Source organism: Photorhabdus sp. RM71S (assembly GCF_042879355.1).
Taxonomy (GTDB): Bacteria; Pseudomonadota; Gammaproteobacteria; order Enterobacterales; family Enterobacteriaceae; genus Photorhabdus; species Photorhabdus kayaii.
The window spans coordinates 54,215-78,041 of the sequence record NZ_JBHFKV010000003.1; the positions used below are offsets into that span (position 1 = coordinate 54,215).

A 23,827-nucleotide genomic window follows, 5' to 3' on the forward strand; every position below is an offset into this window, starting at 1 on the left:
AGTAAGAGGAGTAAAAAAATGTAAACCTGAGTCTTGTCAAAATTTGGCAATGTCAGTATTTTTTTCATTTGCTATGATGTGGCTCGATATCAATCTTTTCTCACGGATGTTGTCAAACTAACCATGAAATATACAACCACTTCTCGTTTTATAAAAAGCACCACCTTGGGTATTGCGCTGGCAATAAGTGCTTCTGCCTTTGCCAATGGGAATGATGTCAACCTGAAAACGATGATCCCAGGAGTGCCTCAGATTGATGCGGAAGCTTATATCCTTATCGACTATAACTCAGGCAAAGTGCTGGCTGAGATGAATGCAGATGCACGCCGTGATCCTGCCAGTCTGACAAAAATGATGACCAGCTATGTTATTGGTCAAGCAATCAAATCAGGCAAAATCCACCCAAATGATATGGTCACTGTTGGTACTGACGCATGGGCAACCGGTAATCCGGTATTTAAAGGCTCTTCCCTGATGTTCCTCAAGCCAGGCGATCAGGTCTCGGTTTCTATGTTATCCCGCGGTATAAACTTGCAATCCGGTAACGATGCCTGTGTTGCAATGGCAGATTATGTTGCCGGTAGCCAAGAATCTTTCGTTAATTTAATGAATGGTTATGTGAAATCGCTTGGATTAAAGAATACGAATTTCAAAACCGCTCATGGCCTGGATGCAGAAGGTCAATACAGCTCTGCCCGTGATATGGCATTGATTGGTCAAGCGCTGATCCGTGATGTTCCTGAAGAGTACACCATCTATAAAGAGAAAGAGTTTACCTACAACAATATCCGCCAGACAAACCGTAATGGCTTATTGTGGGATAAGAGTCTGAATGTCGATGGTATTAAAACCGGTCACACTAGCGCAGCGGGCTATAACCTAGTCGCTTCTGCAACGGAAGGCGATATGCGCCTGATTTCTGCGGTATTAGGAGGCCACACTTATAAAGGCCGTGAAACAGAAAGTAAGAAACTGCTGACCTGGGGTTTCCGTTTCTTTGAAACTGTTGCTCCTCTGAAAGCAAGCAAAGAATTCGCCTCTGAACCAGTCTGGTTTGGAGATAACGATAGGGTTCAATTAGGTGTTGATAAAGATGTTTATCTGACTATTCCCCGTGGGCGTCTGAAAGATCTGAAAGCCAGCTATGTCATGAATAATAGTGAATTACATGCACCACTGGCGAAAAATCAAGTCGTAGGTACTATCAACTTTCAACTTGATGGCAAAACTATTGAACAGCAGCCTTTAGTCGTCATGAATGAAGTAAAAGAAGGCAGCATCTTCGGCCGCTTTATCGATTACATCAAGCTACTATTTCATCATTGGTTTGGCTAATTCTTGAGATAATTAAGCGATAAACAGAGTCCATCAAAGCGAATCGGACTACCGCCCAATCGCAATAAGCATCTCCGCGTTTTAAAGCGGAGGAAAGTATCAAATTTTACAGAAGAAACTGACCGTGCGTATCGCGGAAAGCAAAACAGGAGCGCCCATGAAAACGAAATTAAATGAACTGCTTGAGTTCCCTTGTTCATTCACTTACAAAGTGATGGGCTTGGCGGAGTCTGAGCTAGTCAATCAGGTCGTTGAAGTGGTTCAACGTCATGCGCCGGGCGATTACTCTCCACAAGTGAAGCCAAGCAGCAAAGGTAACTACCACTCAGTGTCCATTACTATCAATGCGACTCATATTGAACAAGTAGAAACGCTGTATGAAGAATTAGGTAACCTTGAATTGGTACGGGTAGTATTGTAATACACACTAGAGAAATCCCCTATAATTTCACAGGGGATTCTTTATCTATCAGGAATACTACAGTTTCAGGCGCACTAAACTGGTGAGAAGCTCTTCTGAGGGTTATACTGACCAAATCTTATAGCTATCAAATGAAGTTTCAATTGCAACATAAAACGATTTTCTTACGTCAATTAGGAATACAACCCTACGAGCCGATTTCTGATGCAATGCACTTGTTTACTGAGCAGCGAGATACTAATACACCTGATGAAATCTGGCTGGTACAGCATCCAAAAGTCTTTACTCAAGGACAAGCAGGTAAAGCTGAGCATTTGCTGTCCCTCGGTGATATTCCGGTTATTCAATCCGATCGTGGTGGACAAGTCACCTATCATGGCCCTGGTCAGCAGGTTATGTATGTCATGATTGACATTAAACGCGCCAAAATTGGTGTACGGCAACTGGTTACGGCGATAGAGGATACTGTCATTAAAACCCTTGCTCACTTTGGTGTGAAAGCCCATGCCCGCCCGGATGCCCCTGGTGTCTACGTCAATGAAGCAAAAATTTGCTCTCTTGGATTACGGATACGTAAAGGTTGTTCTTTCCACGGACTAGCCCTCAATATCGCAATGGATTTAGAACCCTTCCTGCGTATTAACCCTTGTGGCTATGCCGGCATGAAAATGATTCAACTCAGTGACTTAGTTCCTGGAATTACTGTTGAACAAGTACAACCTGTTTTGGTAGAGAAATTTTGCCAGCAGTTAGGATTTAAACTGAACAGTTAAAGATGCTATAATTTTTTAACATTTTTCAAAAATTTTTTAATTATTTATCATACAGTAGACTGAATGATAAATCTCAACCTGATGAATTTAACACTGGAACCAGCACGATTATGAGTAAACCAATTCAGATGGAACGCGGAGTTAAGTACCGCGACGCAGACAAAATGGCGCTGATCCCTGTCAAAACAGTGATGACCGAACGTACAGAAATCTTGCGTAAACCTGAGTGGATGAAAATCAAACTTCCTGCGGATTCCAGCCGCATTCAGGGCATCAAATCTGCCATGCGCAAAAATGGTCTGCATTCCGTTTGTGAAGAAGCGTCTTGCCCTAACCTGGCAGAATGCTTCAATCACGGTACAGCAACCTTTATGATCCTTGGCGCAATTTGCACCCGCCGTTGCCCTTTCTGTGATGTTGCGCACGGCCGCCCAATGGCACCTGACACCAATGAACCCGTAAAACTGGCACAAACCATTAAAGACATGGCACTGCGCTACGTTGTCATCACCTCCGTTGACCGTGATGATCTACGTGACGGTGGTGCTCAGCACTTTGCTGACTGCATCTCTGCTATTCGTGAAAAAAATCCATCCATTAAGATTGAAACCTTAGTTCCTGACTTCCGTGGACGTATGGATCGTGCACTTGAAATACTGACAGCGACACCGCCCGATGTCTTTAACCATAATCTGGAAAACGTACCCCGGGTTTACCGTCAGGTGCGCCCTGGTGCAAACTATGAGTGGTCATTAAAATTACTTGAAAAGTTCAAAGAAGCCCATCCTGATATTCCAACCAAATCGGGTCTGATGGTCGGTCTTGGTGAAACCAACGAAGAAATTCTTGATGTTATGCGTGATCTACGCCGCCACGGTGTGACTATGCTGACTCTGGGACAATATCTACAACCTAGTCGTCATCATTTACCGGTACAGCGCTACGTCAGCCCACAGGAATTTGATGAAATGAAAGAAGAAGCGTTAGCTATGGGGTTCACCCATGCCGCCTGTGGTCCATTTGTCCGTTCTTCTTATCATGCTGACTTACAAGCCAAAGGTGAAGAGGTCAAATAACCCAGTATCTTAGTGCCTATCCAAATAGGCGTAATTGTTGCAGGCAGTTTGAACACGGACAGCGCGGAAAAACCGGAGCGTACACGTAGTACGTGAGGATTTTGAGCACTGCCCAGGTTCAAAATGGCAAATAAAATAGCCCTATTGGATAGGCAGTTATTATGACTAATATTATTCTGGCTGTATTTATCGGAGGTGGCTTAGGCAGCGTATTACGTTGGTTTATCAGCCTCCGTCTTAATAATATTTCTTCTAATATCGCGATTGGCACCCTTACCGTTAACTGTATTGGCGCATTAATTATCGGACTAGGGTTAGCCTATTTTAATAAATCTACACATCTTGATCCGGCTTGGAAATTGATATTGACCACCGGTTTTTGCGGAGGTTTAACAACCTTTTCTACATTCTCTGTTGAAGTTGCTTATTTGTTACTGGACGGGAAACTAGGATGGGCACTGGGAACAGTTTTGCTTAATCTTTTTGGATCATTACTGATGACCATGTTAGCTTTCGTATTGATGCATGAACTTTAAATTAAAATTACCTACATATCATACAGGCCTCATACAAGCCAAAAAAAACCCGTTGTAATAACGGGTTTTCGAAATATGGAGTTAAAATCAGATAGCGACAACGTTTGCAGCAGATGGACCTTTAGCGCCGTCAGTGATTTCAAACTCTACTTTTTGACCTTCTGCCAAAGTTTTAAATCCGTTACTCTGAATAGCAGAGAAATGCACGAATACGTCTTTACTACCATCTTCTGGAGTGATAAACCCGAATCCTTTAGATTCATTAAACCACTTAACGTTACCTTTAATTTTTGACATCAAACTTACCTTTAACGTGAAAATTAAGACACAAAATCTGCGTCGCATACAGTACAACAAATAAGTTGGCTCACTGTCTACAACCAAGATCACGAAAAGCATAATAAAATACGATAGATCTTATCTTTATTTAGTTTTACTACTAAATAATACACATATATACCCTATGGATTTCAAGATGCATCGCGGCGGCAAGGGAGCGAATCCCCGGAAGCATAGATAACTATGTGACCGGGGTGAGTGAGTGCAGCCAACAAAGAGGCAACTTGAAAGATGACGGGTATATAAATATCTATAATCCTCCCTGGTCTTTTATCACACAAGTTATCTAATAAACAAATGACTAGGTTTTTTCATGTTCTAATAGCCAGCTTTTAATATTCAGGCCACCGGTATATCCCACCAATTTACCATCATGTCCAATAACACGATGACAAGGCACAATTAATGAGATCGGATTACGAGAATTAGCCATTCCTACCGCACGACAATAATTAACTGAACCTAATGCTAATGAAAGTTGCTTATAACTCCACACTTCTCCAAACGGGATCTTACATAACTGTAACCATACACGCTGCTGGAATTCAGTTCCTGCCGGGTTGAGTGGAACGGAAAACTCAGTTCGCTTACCCGCAAAATATCCCCGTAACTCTTTCACGCACTGCTTAGTAATATCATTTTTCACTTCAGGCGCTGTTTTTTCATCAACAAAATATAGACTGGTCACTCCCTTATCATCCGCAGTGATATGAATATACGGTTTAGGAAATCCTTTGGGTGTATCAAAATAGTGATGATACATAACCACCTCCATTGAAAAAAATATCAATCATTATAGAGATTAGAGTAAATCGTCTTTTCGACAAATTGCAATGATGAATTCAGTTGCTCCCTTACCACCGACTAGAAAACTTAAACTTGTCTGAAGGCGAAAAGCCTGCCAACAAACAGAGAATAACCCACATCGTAATTTTAATGATAGTTACTCGATGTAAAATTAACACTATATATAGTGTGGTTGAAATAAAATTTCACTATATATAGTATGATTCAAGTTCTGGCCTTTAGGTAAATTATTACTCATGAACCAAATTTTGCCATTACATGCCCACAAACTGACAAAGGAGTCGTTAATGAGCATTACCATTTATAGCAAACCGGACTGTGTACAATGCAGCGCAACCTATCAGGCGCTAAGCCGAAGAAATATTCCTTATCAGATTGTCGATTTAACCGAAAACCCGCAGGCTTTAGCGACTATCCGTGCTATGGGCTACCAGCAAATTCCTGTGGTTGTAGCAGGTACACAGCATTGGTCAGGATTTCGTCCAGATAAAATCAACGCATTAACCGAGAATTTATAGGTTTATTATGAATATAAATCCGCTGATCTATTTCTCCAGTTCATCCAGTAATAGCCATAGATTTGTTCAGAAACTGGAAATACCAGCCTTTCGTATTCCAATAAATCAATCAGACAGCCCATTAAACGTAACTTCTCCTTACATTTTACTGACCCCCAGTTACGGTGGTGGCAGTACTAAAGGCGCTGTTCCACCACAAGTGATCCGATTTCTCAATATCGCCGAAAACCGGGCATTCATCCGGGGAGTCATCGCGGCCGGGAATACCAACTTTGGCGAAGCTTACGGCATCGCTGGGCGGATAATTTCAGAGAAATGCCGGATACCCCTCCTATACCGTTTTGAACTGTTGGGTACTGAAGAAGATGTACAACGAGTACGCCAAGGTATTCAAAGGTTCTGGCAACATGATTCATTAGAGAATATGTAATTATGACTTTTCAAATTAATGCACAACAGGATTATCATGCTTTAAATGCCTTGCTCAATCTATACGATAGTGAAGAAAAGATTCAATTTGACAAAGACAAACTGGCTATTCATTATTATTTTCGCCAGCATGTAAATCCAAACACACTATTTTTCCATAGCCTAAAAGAGAAACTGGATTTCCTCCAACAAGAGGGATATTACGAAACAAACGTGCTGGAGCAATACGATTTTACTTTTATTAAAAAGCTCTTTCAGCAAGCCTATAGCAAAAAATTCCGCTTTCAAACCTTTCTGGGCGCATTCAAATATTACACCAGTTATACTCTGAAAACCTTCGATAATAAACGTTATCTAGAACGCTATGAAGATCGGATATGCATGGTAGCACTGACCCTAGCCCAAGGCGATCAAGTGCTGGCTTGTCGTCTAGTGGATGAGATGATCAGTGGCCGTTTTCAACCAGCAACGCCAACTTTTCTTAATTGCGGTAAGAAACAGCGAGGAGAATTGGTTTCCTGTTTCCTGCTACGCATTGAAGATAATATGGAATCCATCGGACGTTCAGTTAATTCAGCCTTACAGCTTTCAAAACGTGGCGGAGGGGTCGCATTCTTACTCAGTAATCTACGGGAAACAGGTGCACCGATAAAAATGATTCAAAATCAATCATCAGGTGTTATCCCAGTGATGAAAATGCTGGAAGATGCGTTTTCATACGCCAATCAACTCGGTGCACGCCAAGGTGCAGGGGCCGTTTATCTCCATGCTCATCATCCCGATATTCTTCGTTTTCTGGATACAAAACGGGAAAATACCGACGAAAAAATCCGTATAAAAACACTCTCTATTGGCGTCGTTATTCCTGATATCACTTTTAAGCTGGCTAAACATAATGAAGATATGTATCTATTCTCCCCTTATGATATTCAGCGGATTTATGGTGTGCCAATGTCCGAAATTAGCATGACAGAAAAATATACTGAAATGGTAAATAACCAACAAATTCAGAAATCAAAAATCAATGCTCGTGAATTTTTCATGACGTTAGCTGAGCTTCAATTCGAATCTGGTTATCCCTATATTATGTATGAAGACACGGTGAATAATGCTAATCCGATTAAAGGTCGGATTAATATGAGTAATTTATGTTCCGAAATTTTACAGGTTAACAGTGCCAGCGAATATGAAGAGGATTTAAGTTACCACCATATTGGGAAAGATATTAGTTGTAATCTGGGATCAATGAATATTGCTCATACAATGGATTCACCTGATTTTACCCTCTCTATTGAAACAGCTATCCGTGCTTTAACCGCGGTATCAGATATGAGCCATATCCGTTCAGTTCCTTCTATCGAAAAAGGAAATCAGGATTCCCATGCCATTGGTTTGGGGCAAATGAATCTTCACGGCTATCTGGCAAGAGAAAAAATTCATTATGGTTCTGAAGAGGGAATAGATTTCACCAATATCTATTTCTATATCGTCACTTATCACGCTCTGCGTACTTCCAATCAGATCGCCATTGAACGCAATAGCTACTTTAAAGGCTTTAAAGATTCTCGTTATGCCAGTGGTGAATTTTTCAATAAATATACAGAAAGAGCATGGCAACCTCAGACAAAAAAGGTCTCTCAATTGTTTGAACAAGCAGGAATAACCATTCCTAATCAACAAGACTGGCTTGAATTAAAAGCCTCAATTATGACTCATGGTATTTACAATCAAAATCTCCAAGCTATTGCTCCTACAGGTTCTATTTCATATATCAACAATTCAACCTCAAGCATTCACCCGATTGTATCCCGTATTGAGATCCGTAAAGATGGTAAAACAGGACGGGTATATTATCCAGCGCCATTTATGACGAATAATAATCTTGAATATTACCAAGATGCTTACGAAATAGGACCGGAAAAGATTATTGATACTTATGCTACAGCCACTCAACACGTCGACCAAGGATTATCCATGACACTTTTCTTCAAAGACGATTCCTCTACCCGTGATATTAACAAAGCCCAAATTTATGCCTGGCGTAAAGGAATTAAAACACTTTATTACATCCGTCTGAAACAAACTGCTCTGGAAGGTACGGAAGTACAAGATTGTGTTTCATGCTCACTATAAAATAATTCTGGAAATGTATTATGATCAGTAATCCTATACGCGCAATTAACTGGAATCGAATTGAAGATGACAAAGATCTAGAAGTTTGGAACCGACTGACAACTAATTTTTGGTTACCGGAAAAAATCCCATTATCCAATGATATTCCTTCATGGAATACACTGACGACAGAAGAAAAAAAGCTGACTATCCGGGTATTCACCGGGCTGACACTACTGGACACAATTCAGAACACTGTTGGTGCTCCAGCGTTAATGGAAGATGCCCTGACACCCCACGAAGAAGCAGTTATGTCCAACATTAGTTTCATGGAAGCTGTTCATGCACGTTCTTATAGCTCCATTTTTTCAACATTATGCCTAACAACTGATGTGGATGATACCTATCGCTGGAGTGAAAAGAATTTTTCATTACAGAATAAAGCCAAAATTATACTAAATTATTATAGTTATCATCATCCATTAAAGAAAAAAATCGCCAGTGTTTTTCTAGAATCATTTTTATTCTATTCAGGTTTCTATTTACCTATGTATTGGTCAAGTCGAGGAATATTAACAAATACAGCCGATTTAATCCGACTTATTATCCGAGATGAAGCCATTCACGGTTATTATATTGGATATAAATTTCAACAATCATTAAAAAAATATTCAACATTAGAGCAAAAAGAGATTAAAGAATTCACTTTTTCATTATTATTAGAATTATACGAAAATGAAATCAAATATACAGAAGAACTTTATGATATTGTTGGCTGGAGTGAAGATGTTAAAAAATTCTTGCATTATAATGCCAATAAAGCATTAATGAATCTTGGCTATGAAACCTTATTTCCGCCAGAAATGACAAATGTCAGCCCTACAATCCTCTCTGCATTATCACCGAATGCCAATGAAAACCATGATTTCTTTTCTGGTTCAGGTTCATCATATGTTATCGGTAAAGCAGTGAATACTGAGGATGAGGATTGGAATTTCTAAAGAGAATGATTTTATTTTATATAGAATACTTCAAAATAACCATAATACTCTAATATTTTAAAAACCAATATTATTAATCCTGTTTTTCTAACGATAAAATGCCATAAAATCCTTATATTTTTATGGCGTTTTTTCATGACTATTGCCATTTCTATGGATATTTTTTGCCATAAACAGCCGTTCATCTCATGCTAAACGGCAAAAAACATTAATATAGCTAATTAATTGTAAATAAAATTTCATTCCAATAAGATATAATCAACATTATAAACTAATAACCGATTCTATTTACAACATGGTGAATAATTTATTTGATAATTAAATAAAAAAATACATTAATAACAGCAACATAAATATGATTCATCCTTTTAATAACAGCATGAATTTAGCAAAATTAACTGCTAATAACAATGAAATAACTACAAATATATCTAATTTAAGTCATTCAATATCACTATTTTTACATTAATTATCATTAACATAGGGTTGTCAGGCTCTCTCAGTATGTTAGGGTATATATATTCAAAGAATCATGCAGAGATGAGTGATGCTTAACACCATTAAATAACCATTGAAAGGAAAGTAACTATTTCATGGCAATTAAACTTGAAGTTAAAAACCTCTATAAGATATTTGGCGATCATTCAGAATATGCTTTCAAATTACTGAATTCAGGTTTGAGCAAAGATCAGATATTTGAAAAGACAGGTATGACTGTTGGTATACAAAATGTCAATCTGACTATTGAAGAAGGCGAAGTATTTGTCATCATGGGATTATCTGGCTCCGGCAAATCCACAATGGTACGCCTTCTCAATCGTCTGATAAAACCGACTCGCGGCCAGGTTTTAATTGATGGTGAAGATATTTCTGAGATTTCAACAACAGCGTTAAGAGAAATTCGCCGTAACAAAATCAGTATGGTTTTCCAATCATTTGCACTGATGCCGCATTTAAACGTACTGGAAAACAGCGCCTTTGGTATGGAACTTGCTGGAATCACCAAACAAGAACGCAATAAAAAAGCGTTGGATGCACTAAAACAGGTAAACCTGGAAAACTATGCACAATCTTATCCAGATGAACTCTCAGGCGGGATGCGTCAGCGTGTAGGGCTTGCCAGAGCATTAGCTAATAACCCAGATATTTTGCTAATGGACGAAGCATTTTCTGCCCTTGATCCATTAATTCGTACAGAAATGCAAGATGAACTGTTAAGCCTGCAAGGCAATCAGCCACGGACTATCGTCTTTATCTCTCATGATTTGGATGAGGCAATGCGTATCGGAGACCGGATTGCCATTATGCAAGACGGTGTTGTTGTGCAGGTCGGGACACCTGATGAAATCTTGAATAATCCAGCGAATAACTATGTGAAAACTTTCTTTCGTGGCGTAGATATCAGCCATGTATTCAGTGCTAAAGACATTGCCCGTCGCCGTCCTGACTCTCTGCTTCATATTGCACCCGGTTTTGGTCCTCTTTCTGCATTGAAAGTCCTCGATGACGAAAACAGAAACTATGGTTACCTGATCGAACGTGGACAAAAATTCGCCGGTATCGTTTCCGTAAATTCATTGGAAAAAGCATTACGGGAAAAAAAACCTATCGAACACGCCATATTGGCGGAACCAACCTCCGTTGCCGCAGATATGCCCCTCAATGAGCTGATTGCTGTTGTAGCACAATCACCTTGTGCAGTTCCGGTTGTTGGAAATAATGACAAATATATCGGCGTTATTTCCAAAGGGATGCTATTGCAGGCATTAGATAAGGAGACACCAAATGAGTAATCAAAACGAACATCAAACTCAGCCTGTACAGAATTCTGAGGATACCTCCCCCAGCCCTGCTGACAATACAGATCCCTGGAGCAACGAAACCAGTGCTGACAATTCAACAGGTTCTGACTGGCTGGATGCACCCGAAATTACGGTACAGCCTGAACATTTCAATATCATGGACCCATTCCAGCACCCACTTATCCCCTTAGACTCATGGGTAACCCATGCTATTGATTGGATTGTGCTAAATTTTCGTCCCGCATTTCAGGGAATACGCGTCCCCATTGATTTTGTTCTCAGTGGCTTTGAACAATGTCTGACTTCAATACCTGCGCCCATTGCCATCCTATTTTTTGCCCTGATTGCCTGGCAGTTATCAGGCATTGGTATGGGTATTACTGCTCTAATTTCTCTGGTAATTATTGGTGCAATTGGTGCATGGCCGGAATCGATGGTCACTCTATCACTGGCTCTGACATCGCTATTGTTCTGCATTATCGTTGGTTTACCACTCGGTATATGGCTGGCACACAGCAAGAGAGCCGCGAAAATTATCCAACCTCTGCTTGATGCTATGCAAACCACACCAGCATTCGTCTATCTGGTTCCGATTGTCATGCTGTTTGGCATCGGTAACGTGCCTGGAGTTATCGTCACCATTATCTTTGCTCTACCCCCAATTGTCCGTCTGACAATTTTAGGCATCAAACAGGTTCCAGCAGATCTGATAGAAGCAGCCGAATCTTTCGGCGCCAGCCCTCGTCAGATGCTGTTTAAAGTTCAATTACCACTGGCTATGCCAACCATTATGGCCGGTGTCAACCAAACCCTGATGCTAGCCCTATCAATGGTCGTTATTGCATCAATGATTGCCGTTGGTGGTTTAGGCCAAATGGTTTTGCGAGGTATTGGGCGTCTCGATATGGGGCTTGCTACAGTAGGTGGGGTCGGGATTGTTATTCTTGCGATTCTCCTTGACCGCCTAACACAGTCTCTTGGTTGCAGCAACCGGGCTAAAGGCGTAAATCGCTGGTATGCCACTGGCCCAATTGGATTAATTACCCGTTTATTTAGCCAAAAAGCATAACCTTCCAAAACACCTATCAAACCACAATTGTTTGATAAACACATGATGACTGCAACAGGAGGAAAAACCATGCGCAAAATAGTTATCTGGGCTATATCCCTATCATCACTGATAAGTTCTCAATTATTCGCTGTCGAATTACCGGGTAAAGGTATCAGTGTACAACCCATACAAAGCACCCTTAGCGAAGAAACATTCCAGACGTTGATCGTCAGTAAGGCATTGGAAAAACTTGGTTATGATATCAAACCCATCAAAGAAGTGGACTACAACGTCGCCTATTCCTCTATTGCTTCTGGTGACGCAACCTTTATGGCCGTAAGTTGGGAACCACTGCACAACACCCAATATCAGGCAGCAGGTGGGAATGCCAAATTTTACCGTGTTGGTAACTACGTAGAAAATGCAGCACAAGGCTACTTGATCGATAAAAAAACAGCGGAAAAATACAACATCACGAATATTGCTCAATTAAAAGATCCGAAAATAGCCAAATTATTTGATACCAACGATAACGGTAAAGCTGATTTAACTGGCTGTAATCCCGGTTGGGGCTGTGAAATCGCCATTAATCATCACCTTAAAGCCTATGGTTTAAACAATAGCGTTGAGCATAATCAAGGTAACTATGCGGCCATGATGGCAGATACTATTACCCGCTATAAAGAAGGCAAACCCATCTTATATTACACATGGACACCTTATTGGGTTAGTGACGTGCTGAAACCAGGTAAAGATGTTGTCTGGCTGCAAGTTCCTTTCTCCGCTATGCCTAATGATGAGAAAATAGAAACGAAATTGCCAAATGGCGCTAATTATGGTTTCCCACCAAGTATTATGCATATTGCTGCCAATAAAAAATGGGCAGAAGACAACCCAACCGCCGCTAAGTTATTTTCTATCATGAAAATGCCTCTTGCGGATATCAATGCCCAAAACTTGCGGATGCATAATGGTGAGGCATCACAAGCGGATATTGAACGTCACGCCAACGGTTGGATTAAGGCTCATCAGAAATTGTTTGATAGTTGGGTTAAAACTGCCGTTGAAGCCGCCGGGAAAAAGTAATATTTAAAGCATCACAGTGAATTGATATAAGACAATTCACTGTTTTTTTACTACTATTTTTTTCTTACTCAAAATTCTTATTAAATTTATATTTCAACAATTTTGTAGTGAATTTTGCCATATTATGGCAAATAGGAAGGATTAATATCGTTTTCACATTTCCATTCTCAGTTCGATTTGATAGTTAAATCACAAGGTTAAAACTACCTAACGCAATAAATACTCAATAGAGTTTCTTTAGCTACCATTCTCGCGGCTTTACCATTGAACCTGAATAAAAATTCATTACAATGCAAAAAGTTTAGCTCGTGACTACAGACCTTTAACGAGCTGTCCACTCACCCCTAACCTGCCGTTTAACTATAAGAAAATACATTTATGGAAGAAAATATTTCCCACACGCCATTAAGTCCAGCTTTAATTGCTCTGATAGCAATTGCCACAGGTCTGGTTGTCGCCAGCAACTACTATGCACAGCCTCTACTCGACACTATTGCGTTACAATTTAATCTGACCGTCAACGAAGCGGGGTTTATTGTCACCACAGCTCAATTAAGCTATGCCGTTGGCTTGATATTCCTTGTGCCACTAGGTGATATGTTCGAACGACGCAGTTTAATTGTCTCAATGACAATATTAGCCACTGTTGGCTTACTGATTACCGCCATGTCACAGAACATCTGGCAAATGTTACTGGGAACGGCAATGACGGGCTTATTTTCAGTGGTTGCTCAAATACTGGTCCCACTGGCCGCAACACTTGCTCTTCCCCATCAACGAGGAAAAGCTGTCGGTACGATTATGAGCGGTTTACTGCTTGGAATATTACTAGCAAGAACCATCTCAGGAACAATGGCGACTCTTGGCGGCTGGAGAACTGTTTTTTGGGTTGCCAGTGTTTTATTGGTGATTCTTTCTCTGACGCTGTGGCGCTACCTGCCCCGTTATAAACAAGTAACCAATCTCAATTACTTCCAATTACTTGGCTCTATTGTAAACCTTATCACTACAAGCCCGCTTCTAAGAGTACGCGCCATACTGGGTGCGCTAACATTTGCCAATTTCAGCCTGCTATGGACATCAATGGCATTCCTGCTCTCAGCACCTCCTTTTAACTATTCTGAAGGAGTCATCGGCTTATTTGGATTAGTCGGTGCCGCCGGAGCATTGATGGCAACCAAAACCGGGCAACTCGTTGATAAAGGAAAAGGTCCTCTGACCACCAGCATTTCTCTGGTGCTATTACTTCTTTCATGGATACCGATCGGCTTAGTCAAAGAATCACTAATTGGCTTTATAATTGGTGTTTTTCTCCTTGATATTGCGATTCAAGGTGTTCACGTTACAAATCAAAGTACGATATACCGCATCATGCCAGAAGCGAGAAATCGACTCACCGCCGCTTATATGACCAGCTATTTTATTGGTGGAGCCCTTGGCTCTCTGGTTTCAGGCTATGCTTACAAACATTCAGGTTGGTATGGCGTTGCCACCGCTGGCATGGCTATCTGTATAATAAGCCTAATCGTGTGGTTTTTAGGCAAAAAGCACGAACCAAAGACGCTGTAAGAAACAGGTCACGGTAAAAGAACGTTAAAATAAAAACATTTATGAAACATTTGTTAAGGATGATATTTTCTATTTAGTTCCCTTTTGTTAATGTTACATAACATTTATATAACCAGATAGATTTTATGCCTGTTTCTGATACATCACCGCCCTTAATCAGTAAAAAATCTTCTTTTACTGAAGGAATAATAGACAGTTTACCCATTGTTATCGGCTACATTCCCGTAGCTTTTGCTTTTGGCCTCAATGCCGTTAAGCTTGGCTTCAACCCAATAGAAGCCATTTTCTTTTCATGCATCATCTACGCCGGTGCAAGTCAGTTCGTCATCACAGCTTTACTGAGTGCAGGCACATCACTATGGATTTCTGCTCTAACAATCATGGCAATGGATGTTCGCCATATTCTTTATGGTCCATCTTTAAGGCACCGTATCAAAGATAAGTTAACGGAGAAAAAAACCGTTATCTGGGCTTTCGGCCTGACAGATGAAGTTTTTGCCGCCGCTACTGCAAAACTCATTAAGAACCAACGGAGCTGGAGTGAAAACTGGATGGTTGCTATTGCGCTCTGTTCCTGGCTGGCTTGGGTTGCAGGTACAACTGCTGGGGCATTTCTTGGTAACGGTTATTTGGAATCTTATCCTGCTGTAGAAGCTGCCATGATTTTCATGTTACCAGCACTGTTTCTCAGTTTTCTTCTTGCTTCTTGTCGAAAGCAAAATAGTTATTGTGTTGCAACCGCACTAACCGGAACACTTTTAGGAATTACATTTTTCTCAATTCCAGTTGCTATTCTGGCAGGTATTGTCGGTGGTTGTATCGCGGCACTGTTACAACCACAAAACAATTGCAATGACTCTTCTGAACAAAAGGAAACACCATGATTGATAGCAAGATTTTGCTCATTGGACTATTTGTTGGGTTAGCTAACTTCTCATTTCGCTATCTGCCACTACGATTTGGGAAAGCACGCCAATCTGCCGGCAGGAAAGGTGGAAAAACAAGCATTATTCTTGACAGTATTGGTATTGCATCCATTTGTTCTTTACTCATCGTATCAGGTGTACCTGATGTGATGAGAGAGAATCAAAAACTACTTCCTACCCTCATAGGTTGTCTGACCATCTGTTTAGTCTTTTACAAAACAAAGCAAATTATACTCGCAACGCTATTTGGTGCGCTACTTTTTGGACTAACATTCAAAATATTTATGAATTAGGTATCAATATCAAAAGAAATATGATGATAACAAATAACTACAATTGCTAAATTTATCTTTTAATATACCATTTGGATGTTTGATAACAAAAGTTATCTTACCAGTTGAAACTAATAAGGTATCTAAATAATGGAAAGTTCGTTTACGCCTACCGAAGAATTACTGAATATTCGTGCAGCACAGCAAGCCAAATTAAATAAAGATATCCCTTATCAAGAGATCCTGTTGACTAGGTTATCAATGCACGTCCAAAGTAAATTGCTTGAAAACCGTAACAATATGCTGAAAGCTCAAGGTATCAATGAAACTTTGTTCATGGCCCTGATGATCCTTGATACTAAAGAAAGCCACAGCATCCAACCATCAGAATTAAGTGCCGCATTAGGTTCTTCCCGTACTAACGCCACGCGTATTGCTGATGAATTAGAAAAGCAGGAGTGGATTGAAAGAAAGGAAAGTCATAACGACCGCCGTTGCCTTCATCTTCATCTGACAGAACAAGGTACAAAATTTTTAAATAATTTGCTTCCACCTCAACATGAGTGCTTGAGAAGACTTTGGTCATGCCTTGACCAGGAGGAACAAAAACAGTTAGAAAAGTTAATGAGAAAATTACTGGTCAGACTTGATACAATGGGCGATTGTATCAAAAAATAGCTTGTTGTTTAATCGATCAATTTTTATCCAAACAATACTTTCCTGGTTCAATTGTTCGAAAAAATTTTCCTGTTAGCCAAAGATGATATTTTCTGCAAAAAGCTAACTATTATTCTTCGATAACATTGGATCCTGTGTCATTCATCTTTCCAGTAGTGATGCTATACCACTACTGGAAAGTGATCTAAAAATAGTATTACTAGAAGATAAACAATAAGCATGGGGATTTACTATGAGTGCAGATGAGGCAATAGAAGTACAAGCGGCACAAGATCCAACCAGTAGCAAAAAAAGGCAACGCAATCGTGCCTTAGTGTTACTAACCCTTATTTTTACCCTGCTCGGTGTTGCCTACTTTTTCTATTGGTTTCTCATTTCACGCCACCATCAAGAAACAGATAACGCCTATGTTACAGGTAATCAAGTTCAGATCATGTCGCAAGTTGCTGGCACTGTAATCACAGTTAACTTTGATAATACTGACTTTGTGAAAAGCGGTAGTATATTGGTACAACTCGATCCCCGTGATGCAGAATTAGCATTAGAAAAAGCAAAAACAACATTAGCTAACAGCGTTCGCCAGACTCATCAACAGATAGTTAACAGCAAACAATATCAGGCTAACATCGCTCTACGCAGATCAGAATTAACTAAAGTTCAAAATGATCTTAGCCGTCGTGAAATACTTAGCGCTCAAAAAGTCATAGGTAAAGAAGAGCTACAACATGCACAGGAAGCTGTCGCCAGCGCCCGAGCTGCTCTAGATATTGCAATTGAACAATACAACGCTAATCAAGCAATTGTCCTGGATACACCTTTAGAGAAGCAACCTGCCATTGAACAAGCTGCAACGGAAGTCCGTAATGCCTGGCTGGCGTTACAACGCACAAAAATAGTCAGCCCAATCGATGGTTATGTCTCACGCCGTAGTGTACAAGTTGGTGCACAAATCAATAAAAATACTCCACTGATGGCGATAATTTCGGCAAACGATATGTGGATTGAAGCCAACTTCAAGGAGACACAAATTTCTGGTATGCGTATTGGTCAACCCGTGGAAATCACCAGCGATTTCTATGGTGGAAACAGAGTATTTAGCGGCAAAGTCACTGGCCTTGATATGGGTACCGGCAGCGCTTTCTCTTTATTACCCGCTCAGAACGCCAGTGGTAATTGGATTAAGGTTGTACAACGTTTACCCGTCCGCATTGAGCTTAATCCTGGGCAACTAGAAAAATACCCATTACGCATCGGCCTCTCGACTAAAGTCAGAGTAGATACTACGAATCCTGATGGACCCGTTCTGTCTGATAGAACACGCACTAAATCAGCTTATCACACCACTGCTCTGACAATAGATATGTCCCCTGCCAATAAAATAGTTAATGACATTACTAATAGTAATGCTGGAAAATAATACCGGAGGCCAAGGTGACGAGACGACAGCCGCTTACAGGTGCCAAACTTGCATGGATGACCATTGCGTTATCCTTGGCAACGTTCATGCAAGTGTTAGATTCTACCATTGCTAACGTAGCGATACCCACGATTTCAGGTAATTTAGGATCATCAAATTCTCAAGGGATCTGGGTAATTACCTCTTTCGGCGTTGCCAATGCGATTTCTATCCCGATTACTGGATGGCTGGCAAAACGCATCGGCGAAGTTAAGTTATTCATCTGGTCAACCGCTCTATTTTCCATAGCTTCTTGGTTATGCGGTATTTCCAACAGTCTTGGTATGCTAATCTTCTTCCGGGTTATTCAAGGATTAGTTGCTGGTCCTCTTATTCCCCTTTCACAAAGTCTACTCCTGAACAATTATCCACCAGCGAAAGGAAATATGGCGCTGGCATTATGGTCAATCACGATTATCATCGCGCCAATTTTCGGCCCTATTTTGGGTGGCTACATCAGTGATAACTACCATTGGGGATGGATTTTCTTTATCAACGTTCCTGTTGGTATAGCGATTATTCTGATTGCTATGCAAACGCTGAAAGGGCGTGAAACCCAAACAGAGATCAAACCTATCGACACAATAGGACTCATATTGTTAGTGGTCGGCGTTGGTTGTTTACAAATTATGCTAGATCAGGGGAAAGAGCTGGACTGGTTTAATTCTACAGAAATTATCGTTTTGACAGTTATCGCAATCATCTCATTAGCATTTCTTGTGGTATGGGAACTGACCGACAATAGCCCAATTATTGACCTATCACTGTTTAAAGAGCGCAATTTTACCATTGGTTGCTTTTGTTTGAGCTTAGCTTATATGCTCTATTTCGGCACAATTGTGTTATTACCTCAGTTATTACAGGAAGTGTTCGGTTATACAGCAACCTGGTCAGGTCTTGCATCAGCACCGGTAGGATTGTTGCCACTAATAATTTCGCCACTGATTGGTAAATTCGGCAATAAAGCAGATATGCGCTACATAGTGACATTCAGTTTTGTTGTTTATGCCATCTGTTATTACTGGCGTGCATATACATTCGAACCAGGCATGGATTTTGCCGCAGTCGCATGGCCTCAGTTTATCCAGGGGTTTGCTATTGCCTGTTTCTTTATGCCACTCACAACCATTACCCTTTCCGGCTTGCCAGCAGAGCGAGTGGCATCTGCATCCAGTTTATCGAATTTTATTCGAACACTGGCGGGTTCAATAGGCACATCACTAACGACAACCATGTGGACCCAACGCGAGTCAATACATCATTCCCATTTTACTGAGCATATCAATCCTTATAGTCCCGATACTCAACGAATCTATCAACAATTATCGGAATTAGGCATGAATAACCAGCAAATTTCTGCTTATCTAGCAAAAGAAATTACCCATCAAGGACTCATAATCTCAGCGAATGAAATTTTTTGGCTTTCAGCCGGAGTATTCCTGATTTTGATTATGCTCGTCTGGCTAGCCAGGCCACCATTTACCCAAGGAAGTAAAGAAGGCATGAGCGGAGCCCACTAAATCTTAAATGGCAAAACCGGGAGCACTCCAGCTCCCGCTTTTCCTAATCAAGCTTTATTCTGTCGCCACCATTCAGCTAACAGAATGCCAGTTGCAACAGAAACGTTCAGACTTTCAACCAAACCCGTACCACCAACGAACAAACTCATATCACCATGTTTCCAAGCACTGTCACTCAAACCATCACGTTCTTGACCAAGTACCAGAACCATTTTTTCCGGTAATTCAGCTTTCGCTAAATCGGTACTACCCTTATGGCTGGATGTCGTTACAATGGTGTAACCCGCTTGACGAAAGTCATTCAGTGTAGTGCTCAAGCTATCAGCATCAATACCTTTAATATGCTCAGCACCACCTTCTGCTGTACGGATAGCCGCACCCGACTCCAGCAAGGCCACATCTTGCAAAATCACCCCTTGTACACCGAAATGTGCACAACTTCGCATAATTGCGCCAAGGTTGTGAGGATTACCCACATCTTCAAGAGCCAAAACACAATCTTTTACTGGAGCATCTTTCAAGTAGGTCTCTGCATCCAAACCGTTGCGTTTCTTAATCAGAAAACAAACACCACCATGATGTTCAGTACCTGACACTTTTGTCAGTTCAGCCTCATCCACAACATGATAGGCTTTACGGTTAGCAGCCATCCATTTTAGCGCATTACGGAAACGTGGTGTCACTGACTCAACGAACCATGCACGAACTATCGCTTCAGAACGATTTTTAAACATCGCCTGGCAAGCATTTTCGCCATAAATCCGAGTTTCTTCCATTCGCTGACGACGGAGCTGTTCAGGATCAATCTGGCTTTTCCCACTGATACCACCATGCACTGACGTTACAGAATCACTCTCAGGGCGTGACACTGTTTTCCAAAGCGATCTTTCACGCTCATTGGCACGCGGAGAACGGGATGTTCGCTCATTGTCCCGACGACGCTGACCTTGATCGCGTCCTTTGCCAGATGGACGTTTATTATTGCGGCTGTCATTATCGCCCTCACTGCGGACATACATCACTTTGACTTTGCCATTTTTACCACTGTATGAATCGTTCATTCGTTTCTCCAACTGCTTTATGGCGCGAAGATTACCTGATGTGCGCATCTTAAGCTACCTCTGACAACTATAATCCATTAAAATGCGCCCTTAATTTTCCTGCTCTCGGCGAGACATGCTGTACTTGCCATGGAAGGTACAGTCAAGCTACCTATTGAAACAGCCCCTACCGAAGATATTCAAACTACAGCTTGGTACTATTTTGCAACAAACTGGCAATTTAATTGCTTCTCAGCAACTGCATCCGATAGCGTAAATCACAGCAACAATTTGCGAAATCCGCTACAGTTATCGACTAACCACAAATAAGGAGCCTCCTGATGAGCCAGCGCGGACTTGAAGCTTTATTACGCCCTAAATCCATTGCTGTAATTGGTGCCTCAGAAAAACCAGAACGAGCGGGTTCAGTTATGATGCGTAACTTGCTTGCAGGAGGCTTTGCTGGACCAATACTACCGATTACACCCAATAGCCGTTCTGTTCAAGGGGTTTTAGCTTACCCTTCAATAGATAAATTACCGATCACACCAGATTTGGCTGTTATTTGTACTCATCACCACCGTAATTTGCAATGTTTAGAACAACTGGGGCAGTTAGGTTGCAAAACGGTGATTATCCTTTCTTCACCAACGTCCCAATTCGCTGAACTAAAGCAGTGCTGCCAGCGCTATAGTATCCGACTACTTGGGCCAAACAGTTTAGGAATATTAGCCCCCTGGCAAGGGCTGAATGCCAGCTTTTCTCCGGTTCCAATACTCAAAGGGAAATTAGCCTTTATTTCTCAATCGGCGGCAGTCTCAAATACGATTCTTGATTGGGCAAAACACCGGGGAGTCGGATTTTCCTACTTTATAGCGTTAGGTGACAGTGTAGATATCGATATTGATCATCTGCTTGATTTTCTGGCTCGTGACAGTAAAACCAGCGCTATCCTGCTCTATCTAGAGCATATTCATGATGCCCGTCGCTTTCTTTCAGCATCTAGAAGTGCTTCCCGCAATAAACCTATTTTGGTGGTTAAAAGCGGCCGTACTAAGCGGGCACAGAAATTACTTGGTGAACAACAAAATCTGGATGCGGCTTATGATGCAGCAATTCAGCGAGCAGGGTTATTACGCGTGCAAGATACACATGAAATGTTTTCTGCTGTAGAAACGTTAAGCTATATGTCACCTTTACGGGGAGAACGGCTATTTATCGTCAGCAATGGTGCTGCTCCAGCCGCAATGGCACTGGATGCGTTATTCCGCCGTAACGGTAAGCTCGCAATATTAGGTGAAGAGACAACGAAGGCATTAAAAACACAACTACCAGAAACTATCTCCCTACATAACCCGCTAGATTTAAAAGATGACTCCACGGTGGAACGTTATATCGCTGCGTTAAAACCGTTACTAGATAGCCACGACCATGATGCTCTGTTACTTATTCACTCTCCTAGCGCAATTGCTCCCGGTATTCAAACCGCAACCAAAGTCATTGAAACAATCCGTAAACACCCACGGGGAAAATGGCTAACTCTCTTTACCAATTGGTGCGGTGAATATTCTTCACAAGAAGCCCGCCGTCTGTTCAGCGAAGCAGGTATTCCAACTTATCGCACCCCTGAAGGCGCGATTACTGCTTTCATGCACATGGTTGAATATCGCCGCAATCAGAAACAATTAACAGAAACACCCGCACTACCAGCAAACATCACAGCTAACACAGCACGTGCCCATCAGTGCATACAACAGGCTCTGGAACAGGGAAATTCTCGTCTGGATACTCATGAAGTTCAACCTATTCTGGAGGCTTATGGTCTCAATACATTGCCAACATGGATTGCTCACAACAGTGATGAAGCAGTCAATATTGCCCAACAGATCGGTTATCCTGTTGCGTTGAAATTACGCTCGCCAGATATCCCGCATAAATCAGAAGTTCAGGGAGTGATGCTCTATTTGCGAAATGCAAATGAGGTCAAGGCTTCTGCTCAAGCGATTATCGAACGTGTCAATCAGAATTTCCCACACGCAAGAATTCAAGGACTATTAGTTCAGAGCATGGCAAACCGTGCTGGTGCACAAGAGCTACGAATTGCGGTCGAACAAGATGAAGTATTTGGCCCACTGATTATGTTAGGTGAAGGAGGTATTGAGTGGTCACAGGAAACACAAGCAGCCGTTGCGCTGCCGCCTCTTAATATGGCGTTAGCGCGATATCTGGTTATTCAGGCGATTAAAAGTAGAAAAATTAAGCTCAGGGGAGCTCCTCAATCATTAGACGTACTGGCACTCAGCCGACTGTTAGTTCAGGTATCTAATTTGTTACTTGATTGCCCGCAAATTGTACGGCTAGATATTCATCCATTACTGGCTTCTGGCGATGAATTCACATTATTAGATGTTTCAATGGAATTATCTTCGATAGACGGTGATCCACGAACTAGATTAGCTATCCGTCCATATCCAAGCGAATTAGAAGAAACTATAAAACTCAAAGGGGGCGCAGAATGCCTGCTACGTCCGATTCTGCCAGAAGATGAACCGTTGCTGAAAGATTTTATCGGCCAGGTTACGAAAGAAGATCTCTATTACCGCTACTTTAGTGAAATCAGCGAATTCACACACGATGATCTGGCAAATATGACTCAGATTGATTACGACCGTGAAATGGCATTTGTTGCCGTACGACATCCTAAAACGACCCCAGAAATTATCGGGGTTACTCGTGCCATAGCTGACCCTGATAATGTCGAAGCAGAATTTGCTGTGCTAGTGCGTTCTGACTTAAAAGGGATCACCCTTGGATATCAACTTATGACAAAACTGATTAACTATACACGAGAACATGGCATAAGCCGCCTCAACGCCATCACCATGCCAGAAAACCGTACTATGATAAAACTGGCTAAAAAACTAGGATTTACCATAGATGTTCAATTTGAGGATAGCATTGTAAACTTATCCCTCGAACTCTGAATCAACTACGTGATGAACCGCACAGACTTGAATCATTAGGCATTAGATCGTTAAATCATGCTCACAATTAGCCAGACTAATGGTATTATCGCCAGA

22 protein-coding genes are annotated in these 23,827 nt (G+C 41.3%); 19 read left to right on the forward strand and 3 right to left on the reverse strand.

Going from position 1 to position 23,827, the window contains the following annotated elements; genetic code table 11:
* The first annotated feature begins 123 nt into the window (after positions 1-123).
* The 5 genes from dacA (at position 124) to crcB (ending at position 4,141) form a co-directional block, all read left to right on the forward strand.
* A complete protein-coding gene (gene dacA / locus ACGF5R_RS02300) occupies positions 124-1,335 on the forward strand; it encodes a D-alanyl-D-alanine carboxypeptidase DacA (RefSeq protein WP_112878110.1) in 1,212 nt (403 codons plus the stop codon).
* A gap of 157 nt (positions 1,336-1,492) precedes the next feature.
* Complete coding sequence (gene ybeD / locus ACGF5R_RS02305; RefSeq protein ID WP_112878070.1) at positions 1,493-1,756, forward strand: DUF493 family protein YbeD; 264 nt, start codon at positions 1,493-1,495, stop codon at positions 1,754-1,756.
* A 131-nt stretch (positions 1,757-1,887) separates the two neighbouring features.
* A complete protein-coding gene (lipB, locus tag ACGF5R_RS02310; RefSeq protein ID WP_112878069.1) occupies positions 1,888-2,529 on the forward strand; it encodes a lipoyl(octanoyl) transferase LipB in 642 nt (213 codons plus the stop codon).
* Between the two features lie 110 nt (positions 2,530-2,639).
* Positions 2,640-3,605 (forward strand): lipoyl synthase, encoded by a 966-nt coding sequence (gene lipA / locus ACGF5R_RS02315; RefSeq protein WP_011145615.1) that lies wholly within the window; start codon positions 2,640-2,642, stop codon positions 3,603-3,605.
* Positions 3,606-3,766: 161 nt separating this feature from the next.
* Complete coding sequence (gene crcB, locus ACGF5R_RS02320; protein ID WP_112878068.1) at positions 3,767-4,141, forward strand: fluoride efflux transporter CrcB; 375 nt, start codon at positions 3,767-3,769, stop codon at positions 4,139-4,141.
* An 87-nt stretch (positions 4,142-4,228) separates the two neighbouring features.
* Here crcB and cspE read toward each other — a convergent pair whose 3' ends face one another.
* Complete coding sequence (gene cspE, locus ACGF5R_RS02325; RefSeq protein ID WP_146747419.1) at positions 4,229-4,438, reverse strand: transcription antiterminator/RNA stability regulator CspE; 210 nt, start codon at positions 4,436-4,438, stop codon at positions 4,229-4,231.
* 343 nt (positions 4,439-4,781) lie between these two features.
* Positions 4,782-5,243 (reverse strand): methylated-DNA--[protein]-cysteine S-methyltransferase, encoded by a 462-nt coding sequence (locus ACGF5R_RS02330; RefSeq protein ID WP_011145612.1) that lies wholly within the window; start codon positions 5,241-5,243, stop codon positions 4,782-4,784.
* A gap of 331 nt (positions 5,244-5,574) precedes the next feature.
* On the opposite strand from ACGF5R_RS02330, the gene nrdH reads away from it, so the two are divergent.
* The 13 genes from nrdH to emrB all read left to right on the forward strand — a co-directional run bounded on the left by nrdH (position 5,575) and on the right by emrB (position 19,707).
* Positions 5,575-5,805: a glutaredoxin-like protein NrdH gene (gene nrdH / locus ACGF5R_RS02335; protein WP_112878067.1), complete on the forward strand. Its 231-nt coding sequence runs from the start codon at positions 5,575-5,577 to the stop codon at positions 5,803-5,805.
* Between the two features lie 13 nt (positions 5,806-5,818).
* Complete coding sequence (nrdI, locus tag ACGF5R_RS02340) at positions 5,819-6,235, forward strand: class Ib ribonucleoside-diphosphate reductase assembly flavoprotein NrdI (RefSeq protein ID WP_162107608.1); 417 nt, start codon at positions 5,819-5,821, stop codon at positions 6,233-6,235.
* Positions 6,236-6,237: 2 nt separating this feature from the next.
* The gene (gene nrdE / locus ACGF5R_RS02345; protein WP_387689595.1) at positions 6,238-8,367 is read left to right on the forward strand and encodes a class 1b ribonucleoside-diphosphate reductase subunit alpha; all 2,130 of its coding nucleotides are present in this window, start codon (positions 6,238-6,240) and stop codon (positions 8,365-8,367) included.
* A 20-nt stretch (positions 8,368-8,387) separates the two neighbouring features.
* Positions 8,388-9,347, forward strand: a complete 960-nt coding sequence (gene nrdF, locus ACGF5R_RS02350; protein WP_387689598.1) for a class 1b ribonucleoside-diphosphate reductase subunit beta — start codon at positions 8,388-8,390, stop codon at positions 9,345-9,347.
* 593 nt (positions 9,348-9,940) lie between these two features.
* Positions 9,941-11,140 (forward strand): glycine betaine/L-proline ABC transporter ATP-binding protein ProV, encoded by a 1,200-nt coding sequence (gene proV, locus ACGF5R_RS02355; RefSeq protein ID WP_262980673.1) that lies wholly within the window; start codon positions 9,941-9,943, stop codon positions 11,138-11,140.
* Positions 11,133-12,218 carry a glycine betaine/L-proline ABC transporter permease ProW gene (gene proW / locus ACGF5R_RS02360; RefSeq protein ID WP_112878063.1) on the forward strand — a complete coding sequence of 362 codons (1,086 nt, stop codon included), beginning with the start codon at positions 11,133-11,135 and terminating at the stop codon, positions 12,216-12,218. The genes proV and proW overlap by 8 nt, the downstream gene beginning before the upstream one ends.
* A 69-nt stretch (positions 12,219-12,287) precedes the next feature.
* On the forward strand, positions 12,288-13,286 hold the full coding sequence (gene proX / locus ACGF5R_RS02365) for a glycine betaine/L-proline ABC transporter substrate-binding protein ProX (protein WP_112878062.1): 999 nt from the start codon (positions 12,288-12,290) through the stop codon (positions 13,284-13,286).
* A 378-nt stretch (positions 13,287-13,664) separates the two neighbouring features.
* The gene (locus ACGF5R_RS02370) at positions 13,665-14,855 is read left to right on the forward strand and encodes an MFS transporter (protein ID WP_112878061.1); all 1,191 of its coding nucleotides are present in this window, start codon (positions 13,665-13,667) and stop codon (positions 14,853-14,855) included.
* A 125-nt stretch (positions 14,856-14,980) separates the two neighbouring features.
* Positions 14,981-15,739, forward strand: coding sequence for an AzlC family ABC transporter permease (locus ACGF5R_RS02375; protein ID WP_387689602.1), 759 nt, complete (start codon positions 14,981-14,983; stop codon positions 15,737-15,739).
* Positions 15,736-16,074 (forward strand): L-valine transporter subunit YgaH, encoded by a 339-nt coding sequence (ygaH, locus tag ACGF5R_RS02380; RefSeq protein WP_112878059.1) that lies wholly within the window; start codon positions 15,736-15,738, stop codon positions 16,072-16,074. The genes ACGF5R_RS02375 and ygaH overlap by 4 nt, the downstream gene beginning before the upstream one ends.
* A 129-nt stretch (positions 16,075-16,203) precedes the next feature.
* Positions 16,204-16,731 carry a transcriptional repressor MprA gene (mprA, locus tag ACGF5R_RS02385; protein WP_112878058.1) on the forward strand — a complete coding sequence of 176 codons (528 nt, stop codon included), beginning with the start codon at positions 16,204-16,206 and terminating at the stop codon, positions 16,729-16,731.
* Positions 16,732-16,963: 232 nt separating this feature from the next.
* Positions 16,964-18,148 (forward strand): multidrug efflux MFS transporter periplasmic adaptor subunit EmrA, encoded by a 1,185-nt coding sequence (emrA, locus tag ACGF5R_RS02390; RefSeq protein WP_112878057.1) that lies wholly within the window; start codon positions 16,964-16,966, stop codon positions 18,146-18,148.
* Between the two features lie 14 nt (positions 18,149-18,162).
* Entirely contained in the window at positions 18,163-19,707 is a 1,545-nt protein-coding gene (gene emrB / locus ACGF5R_RS02395; RefSeq protein WP_112878056.1) for a multidrug efflux MFS transporter permease subunit EmrB, read from the forward strand.
* A 47-nt stretch (positions 19,708-19,754) separates the two neighbouring features.
* Here emrB and ACGF5R_RS02400 read toward each other — a convergent pair whose 3' ends face one another.
* Positions 19,755-20,768: a tRNA/rRNA methyltransferase gene (locus ACGF5R_RS02400; RefSeq protein WP_387689605.1), complete on the reverse strand. Its 1,014-nt coding sequence runs from the start codon at positions 20,766-20,768 to the stop codon at positions 19,755-19,757.
* Between the two features lie 320 nt (positions 20,769-21,088).
* On the opposite strand from ACGF5R_RS02400, the gene ACGF5R_RS02405 reads away from it, so the two are divergent.
* The gene (locus tag ACGF5R_RS02405; RefSeq protein WP_387689608.1) at positions 21,089-23,731 is read left to right on the forward strand and encodes a bifunctional acetate--CoA ligase family protein/GNAT family N-acetyltransferase; all 2,643 of its coding nucleotides are present in this window, start codon (positions 21,089-21,091) and stop codon (positions 23,729-23,731) included.
* Positions 23,732-23,827: the final 96 nt, after the last annotated feature.